Below are 6587 nucleotides of genomic sequence, written 5' to 3' on the forward strand. Positions count from 1 at the left end.
TCCGATCCGACAGCACTTTGCCCTCAAGCGACATCGGCTACCGGCTTCACGCTATCGCCAACAACTCGCCTTGCGATTTGCTGCGTGGCATCGCTTCACCGTACCCACCCAAAATCCGTCTACCGCTTTGTGAGCGACTGATCGCCCCTGCCAGCATTGCCTTGTCTTCTCTCTAACGTGACAAAGCCCTCCGCCGACGACGACAAGATCGAAGCACATGGTCATGATCGGGGCACCTCCCACCAAATCGAAACGGCCTCTATAGCCTCATCTCCGACGTTGTGCAACTGGTGACGCTCTCGAGGGGCGAATTGAACCGAGTCGCCTGCCTTCAACTCGATGCTCCGGCCGTCGACTACCGCACGACCATGTCCCCTGGAGAGATGCCAAAGTTCCGCCACGTCATGCGCTTCCGCAACGGTGGCGCAACCGGGAGCGACGCGAAATGACGCAAGCCGGAAAGGCGCCTTGGAATGTTCACTCGCCAAGCCATCGAACTCACGCATGGTCACACCGATAGCACAGGTGGTAACGGGGCCGCACGCAACCGTTCCATGTCGAATGCCGTCAATGTCTCCGAAGCGCGCGCTACCTTCGATTAAGACGCGATCGCCCCTTGCGTCCAGTCCTAGCCGCCCACCGCTAGCTGAGGCTTGCAACGCACGCAGACTCGAGCGGCCCAAGCGCTCGGACCAGTACGGCTGAAGCTTGCAATGCGCGGACACACACACCTGATCCTCGTCGATGGAAATCGCTGGCGCGAAAAACCGCGACACGATGTCATATTCCGCGAGCGAACCGTTTGGATCGGTACGTGCGGTCAGCACGACGCCACGACATTCAAGGCCGCGAATTGCAGCGAGATCCGGCACAAAGCGCGTGACGATAGACTCTTCCGCGACCACGGCAATCAGATCATCATAAGCACGCCGGCATTCGACCAGCGGCACACCAAGCGCGTCCGACACGGTGCGCGCCGTCGCCCTGTCAGCGGCGACGCTGAGAATGCGAGGGAAGCTCATGGTGATCGCATCGCCAGCGCGCGTGATAGCAAGCACGCCGCTCCTCGATCCGAACGTCAGCGCGTGGCCCGGCACTTCCCCTCGAGTAAATAGCCAATGCGCCGCGGCGAGCGTCGCGTGCCCACAGAGGTCGAGCTCGGCACTAGGCGTAAACCATCGTATGTCGAAGCACGCGAGTTCGTCGTGGTCCGATGATGGTGCCACAAAGGCAGTGGTCGGCAGCTTCGCATAGTGAGCAGCCGCTTGCATTTGCTCGGCCGGAGGAAATTCACGCAAGATAACAACACCCGCGGGATTGCCACTAAAGCGGTCATCAGCAAATGCATTGACGACATTAGGCGCCTTCTGCAGCTCCGGCGGCAACGACGCATGAGACATTCCGGCGAGATCTATCGTGGTGAAGCCGTGCTTTCGAGTCATGAAATTTTCTCCGTCATCTCTTGCGATGGCTTCCGCGACGCCGCCAAGGTTTCGCCTGACCACGTGATAGCACCGCTCATTACACCGCAATCGAAGCGCTCCATACGGAGAATGGCGTTCAAGATTCGCGCACTGCGCCATGAAAGCAGACTGAGGTAGGGATCTGCGACCCCATACTGCGAGCGCGCGCCGTTTTGCAGATAGAGCCGACAGCCGGGCGGCCCATCCAGGACCACGGAAAAATCATCGCGTATCTCAAGCTCCGTATCTCCTAATGTGTTTTGCACAAACGACAGCCGGCTTCGTAAAGGCTCGAGTAACCGCGGCAGCGAGGATCTGTACCCTGTGCAGAGAATGACGACATCCGCATATGCGTGCATCACATCGCCGTTCACGCGGTCACGCACTGTCAACAAATAACCAGGCCCGTCGAGACTCATTGCCTCGACCGACGAATCGATCCGTATCTCGCAGGCGCCCGGCCTTGCCTTATGCGCCACTTCGCGCTCGTACAAGAGTTGATAGATTTCCCGAAGCGTCGAGGCGCTGACGCCATCGCCCGCCAGTTCCTGCCCCATCAGAAATCGTTCACGCGCCTCGCGTGAACACCGTTGGAACCACATGCTGTGTTGGGGAAAGAACCATTCATTGACGAATGGGCTGTCTTCGAGGGCAAACAGATTTGGCCGACGCGACACCCACGTAATCGATGTCGGTTCTCCATGTAACCCGCGCAGTAGCGCGCTGACGAGTTCGGCGCTGCTTTGGCCGCCGCCCACCACCGCCACGCTCGAACCTGAAAAATTCCGCTTTTCACTCAGGAATGCGCCGCTATGAAAAACGTTCTTTCCGCGAATTAGGCGTGCGAAGTCAGGAACGAACGGTTCCCGGCCCACACCGATGACGACCGTCTTCGTGCGCACCGTTTCTTCCTTGGCACGCACGCAAAATGAATCGCGATCTAGGTCGATTTCATTGATGGCCGTGCCGAAGCGGATATTGGGCAACCGCATGGCAGCCCATTTCAGATAATCTTGAAACTCCTGCCGCGTGATACGGTCCAACCCGCACACGACGGCTCGATAGAGACGCCGGTGGTCCTTCAGGTACGAAAGAAACGAGTATGGGTTGGTCGGGTCGACAAGCGAGACAAGGTCTTTCAGGAAACTCGTCTGCATCAGTGCCCCGTCGACCATCAATCCTGGATGCCACGCAGGATCAAGTGCTCGCTCAAATACAGTCACGGCAAGCTCACGCTGGTTATACGCAAGCGCAGCGAGACTCAGGTTTGCTGGACCTGCACCAACGGCGACGACAGACTCTCTGCTCATTTGACGACCTCGCGACGAAAATTTACCTTGGAATGCTCGACTACCTACAGTCAAACCGGCTCTGACATCAATAGTGCGCCGTCACCGCGGGCCGCGGGCTTCCCGAGTGGGTTCGGGCTAGCAACAGGACGTTTACGGAGGCAATGGCAAGCGTTACCGTCAGCATGAGATTGATCCCGCCGTGAGCGACCAGCATTCCAGCGATGTAGGGAAAGCCAAACACACCGGCAAAGTACGCGATCGTGAAGACTTGGGAAGTGACCGGCACGGACAATTCCGCGTCGCCGGCAAGATTGACAGCCATGCTGTTCAAGGTCGAATAGGTGAGTCCATAGCCTATGGCGAAAACGCAGGCGCTGATTACATAGACAATTGAGCTGCTGCGGTTGCAGATGAAGAGCGCTAGCGCGGCGAGTGTGGCGATGAACAGCGCGAATGCGAGCTTGCGAACAGGCAGCCTGCTGATTGCTGGCGCAAGCGTGAACCGGCATACTACGGTCGTCAAGGTGAACGTCAGGAAGAAAAGTTCCGCGGGCAGGTGTCGAGATTCTGCGTACGCCGTCTGGTAAGTCGAAAGCCCCGCAAAAGCGCAGGCGGCAAGTCCGATCATCGCAATGGGCATGCGGGTGGTCGAGCACAAGACCGATGCGGCTAGGGAAGGTGTGATGCCAACCGCTGCCATCGATAAGTGCGGGGTGCCTTGCATAAGCTTCCGGACTATCGCGAGTGCGACGGCAGCAGAAAGGCAGACACAAGCCAAACCGATATAAACGACGTAAAATGAACCGAATCGGTGCGCGAGGAAATGGCCAGTAGGTGAAGCGAATCCGAGTCCTGCCATTTGGGCGCCTGACAAAAGCGTCAAATATCTGATCCGCGCTGAAGGCTTCAAGTGGTGGATGATCTGGAGCGGCGCGAGGATATTGAACGCCGACCAACCTAGACCCAGCAACAGTCCACCGGCGAAGGCAATCCTCAAATCGACGCGTGTCAGCCCAAACGCGAGCATCGCCGCGGACATCGCCCCGGCAGCTGCGATGATCGTCGACATCAGTCCGATCCGTTGCGCTATCCAGCCGGCGAACAGCGAACTGATGATCATGGTGAAGATGCCGCTCGAAATCACGGTGCCCGCCATTGAAACGTCGAGCCCGCTTGCGCGCAGATAGTCGGCCAGCAGAAAACTTGCCCCATAGGCCGCCGCAAGCGCAGCGCTCGCAACCAGGAACGGTATGAACGCGGTAGCTTTGAGCGCGGAAGGCAGTTCGGCGGGTGCACTCATGAGTCCATGCTCGCAGGAAGGCAGTTGGAAAGATCATGCTCATGCAACAGTCGCGACTCGTGGAGATTGGGCGCCTTTGCATCCGGTATCTGACGGGTTTCCGGAAAAGCGGATGCCGATGGAGTATCGGCATGTCCAAGCCATACCCAGATGGCGTCGGCGGTGCGCGGCATCAGTGGGGCAGCCAGGAATGCGAGGCCTTTGAGCCACGTATATGCCGTGGCTGGCGTGCGCGCTTCGTTGGCGAGATCCAGCCATGCCATAAGCGGCTTTGACGCCAGCGAAACCCGCAGCTTGTCGGGTGACAGCGCGGCGCTTTGCTCACCATACAGCTCGACGAGCCTCGCGAACAGCGACGAATCGAATGCCGGCTCGCCGCGAAAAGCCGGATTTTCGACTATCGTGGCGCAGGCGCTTGCGACAAGCGTCCCGACCGTTGAGACGAGATGATTGTGACGGCCAAGCATGTTGCCAACACGAAAATCTGTTTCCTCTTCCTCGGGACATATTTCGGAGAGGTACACGCGCAGCGCATCCGTGTTGATGCCGTTTATGTTTCCGATATCACCAGCCCAGATAACGTGGCCGCGGCTAGTCGAGAATTTGCTGCCGTTCAGCTTGAGGAAGTAGTTGAAGTTCACGCTGTCGAAAGGACGAAAATTTTCCTGCACAAGCGCACAACCCGTGACCCCGACGAGCACCGGAATTGTATTGTCGATCCCCGTCGAGCAGATCAGGAATGTGTCACTCCCATGCGAAAAGGGATTCGCCACACCGCGCTCTTGTGCATACCGCTCACCGCAGTAGAGATGGTGCGTGTAGCAGCCTGCGGAATAGCTAAAGAGAATCTGACGATTCACGCAAGCATCGGCTTGCCATGGAACGCCATAGAGCCCGGGCAACGTCAATCGCATGGTGCCCCCGCACCGATCGACGTATCGTTGCGCGATACGCGCAAACGGTGCCTCGATGTGCATTTGCTCCCATTGCACAGTTAGCTGGGTCGGATTCCGCATGTTCAGGAAGTACGACTTGCTTTCTACCCACTCAGTGATTGTTCCCCGTCGTGAAACGGGCTTTACCGCATCCCACGGCTCGAAGTGCATGCCGCAAGCTTCACAAAAGAAGCTGCCGGCCGGCTTCAAACAGCTAGGACAACATGCGGCCAACCAGGCGCCGATGGAAAACCGGTCCTCTATAGGTGCTGTGGAAGGCAACGCATCGTCAACAGGCAGTCGTTCGTGGCGTAGTTGGACTTGGTCGCTTTGTCCCAGTCTGCGCATCAGTGCTTCCCGCACACCAAAAAACGTATCGATGTTGGTGCGATGAACGGGATCATCAAACCTGTCGAGATGAATATCGAGGGCCTTCAAATCGGTCCCGATCTGCTCATGAAATCGCGCGGCCATCGTTGCCGGATGTTCTCCGAGCTGCGTCGCTTTCGCAACGACATGATTTTCGAAGCCGTCCGTAGTGAGTCCGTACCAAACATCATGTCCGCTACGACGCAAGGCGCGTGCGAGGATATCCATTCGCAAAAATGGACCACCCGCGTGACCAAGATGTGCGCGTCCGTTTGCGGTCAAATTCACGGGCGAAATAACAATTTTACGCAGCGGCGTGCGTGTATCACCTAACCCGACAAATCCAATTGCATTCGGCATCAGATCTCCCATTCGGGTAACCAACGTTGCGCAGGATTATTTGACCGTGCTGTCAAATTGCAGATAGGTCAATATCCGCTCCTATTGCTCAAGGAAAAGCATATGCAATATTTGGGCCGACGCCACGATATGTGCATCGATCAGCAAGGCGCGTCGGGCGCAGCCGTCGTGGAACTCACTGAACTGCGATGGTTTGCGCGTTGCCATTTCGGACGGTAAGTCGCGCGGTGGCAAAATCCGGTGAGCAGGTTCACGAGGGTCCCGTCGAGCCAGAATGTTGCTGGCGCTGCATGCGAGTAAGACTGTTCCAGCGGAGCCGGGTCAGCAGTGCCTGGCGTGGCGCATTTCTTCCATTCGCGCCGACGGATGTTGGAAATGGCGGTTTCGAGACAAACGGTGCTCGAAAGCGCACACCGAACATCCTTGAAGCCCTTGGCGCTGCGAAACGATTTTTCCAGCGCCGCCAGCAGTTTGAGAGCCCAACGATGCTCGGTTGAATGATCCACTGACAACTGATTGCGGGTTTTCCGAAGGGATCGAATTTTTCTGCGAGCCTCATCTGCCACGGCCCGGATTTTTCTGGACACAGATTGGTAGTGTCGCGATAGGGATGAAGTGTCGAGAAAGTTCCTAATCGATGGGAATGCCTTATATGACCAGCGAATAGAACTGGTCTGCAAGGCTTTGTCACGTTAGAGAGGAGACAAGGCAATGCTGGCAGGGGCGATCAGTCGCTCAAAAAGCGGTAGACGGATTTTGGGTGAGTACGGTGAAGCGATGCCACGCAGCAAATCGGAAGGCGAGTTGTTGGCGATAGCGTGAAGCCGATAGCCGATGTCGCTTGAGGGCAAAGTGCTGTCGGATCGGG

The 6587-nt window shown here is 57.4% G+C and carries 5 protein-coding genes and 2 pseudogenes; 1 reads left to right on the plus strand and 6 read right to left on the minus strand.

What is annotated here, in order from left to right; all coding sequences use genetic code 11:
* Positions 1–133: pseudogene (locus AB4Y34_RS40390) on the plus strand (transposase); the annotation flags it as partial.
* An 88-nt stretch (positions 134–221) separates the two neighbouring features.
* On the opposite strand, the gene AB4Y34_RS40395 reads toward AB4Y34_RS40390, so the two are convergent.
* The 6 genes and pseudogenes from AB4Y34_RS40395 to AB4Y34_RS40420 form a co-directional block, all read right to left on the minus strand.
* Positions 222–1442 carry a PhzF family phenazine biosynthesis isomerase gene (locus AB4Y34_RS40395; RefSeq protein ID WP_368719167.1) on the minus strand — a complete coding sequence of 407 codons (1221 nt, stop codon included), beginning with the start codon at positions 1440–1442 and terminating at the stop codon, positions 222–224.
* On the minus strand, positions 1439–2773 hold the full coding sequence (locus AB4Y34_RS40400; protein WP_368719168.1) for a lysine N(6)-hydroxylase/L-ornithine N(5)-oxygenase family protein: 1335 nt from the start codon (positions 2771–2773) through the stop codon (positions 1439–1441). The genes AB4Y34_RS40395 and AB4Y34_RS40400 overlap by 4 nt, the downstream gene beginning before the upstream one ends.
* 67 nt (positions 2774–2840) lie before the next feature.
* Positions 2841–4055 carry an MFS transporter gene (locus AB4Y34_RS40405; RefSeq protein WP_176369541.1) on the minus strand — a complete coding sequence of 405 codons (1215 nt, stop codon included), beginning with the start codon at positions 4053–4055 and terminating at the stop codon, positions 2841–2843.
* Positions 4052–5719 carry a class I tRNA ligase family protein gene (locus AB4Y34_RS40410; RefSeq protein WP_176369540.1) on the minus strand — a complete coding sequence of 556 codons (1668 nt, stop codon included), beginning with the start codon at positions 5717–5719 and terminating at the stop codon, positions 4052–4054. Before AB4Y34_RS40410 ends, AB4Y34_RS40405 begins: the two co-directional genes overlap by 4 nt.
* Positions 5720–5859: 140 nt before the next feature.
* A complete protein-coding gene (locus AB4Y34_RS40415) occupies positions 5860–6225 on the minus strand; it encodes a hypothetical protein (RefSeq protein ID WP_176369539.1) in 366 nt (121 codons plus the stop codon).
* Between the two features lie 229 nt (positions 6226–6454).
* A pseudogene (locus AB4Y34_RS40420) lies at positions 6455–6587 on the minus strand (IS6 family transposase); the annotation flags it as partial.

It is taken from the genome of Paraburkholderia sp. BR10954 (assembly GCF_040965775.1).
Classification (GTDB): Bacteria; Pseudomonadota; Gammaproteobacteria; order Burkholderiales; family Burkholderiaceae; genus Paraburkholderia; species Paraburkholderia youngii.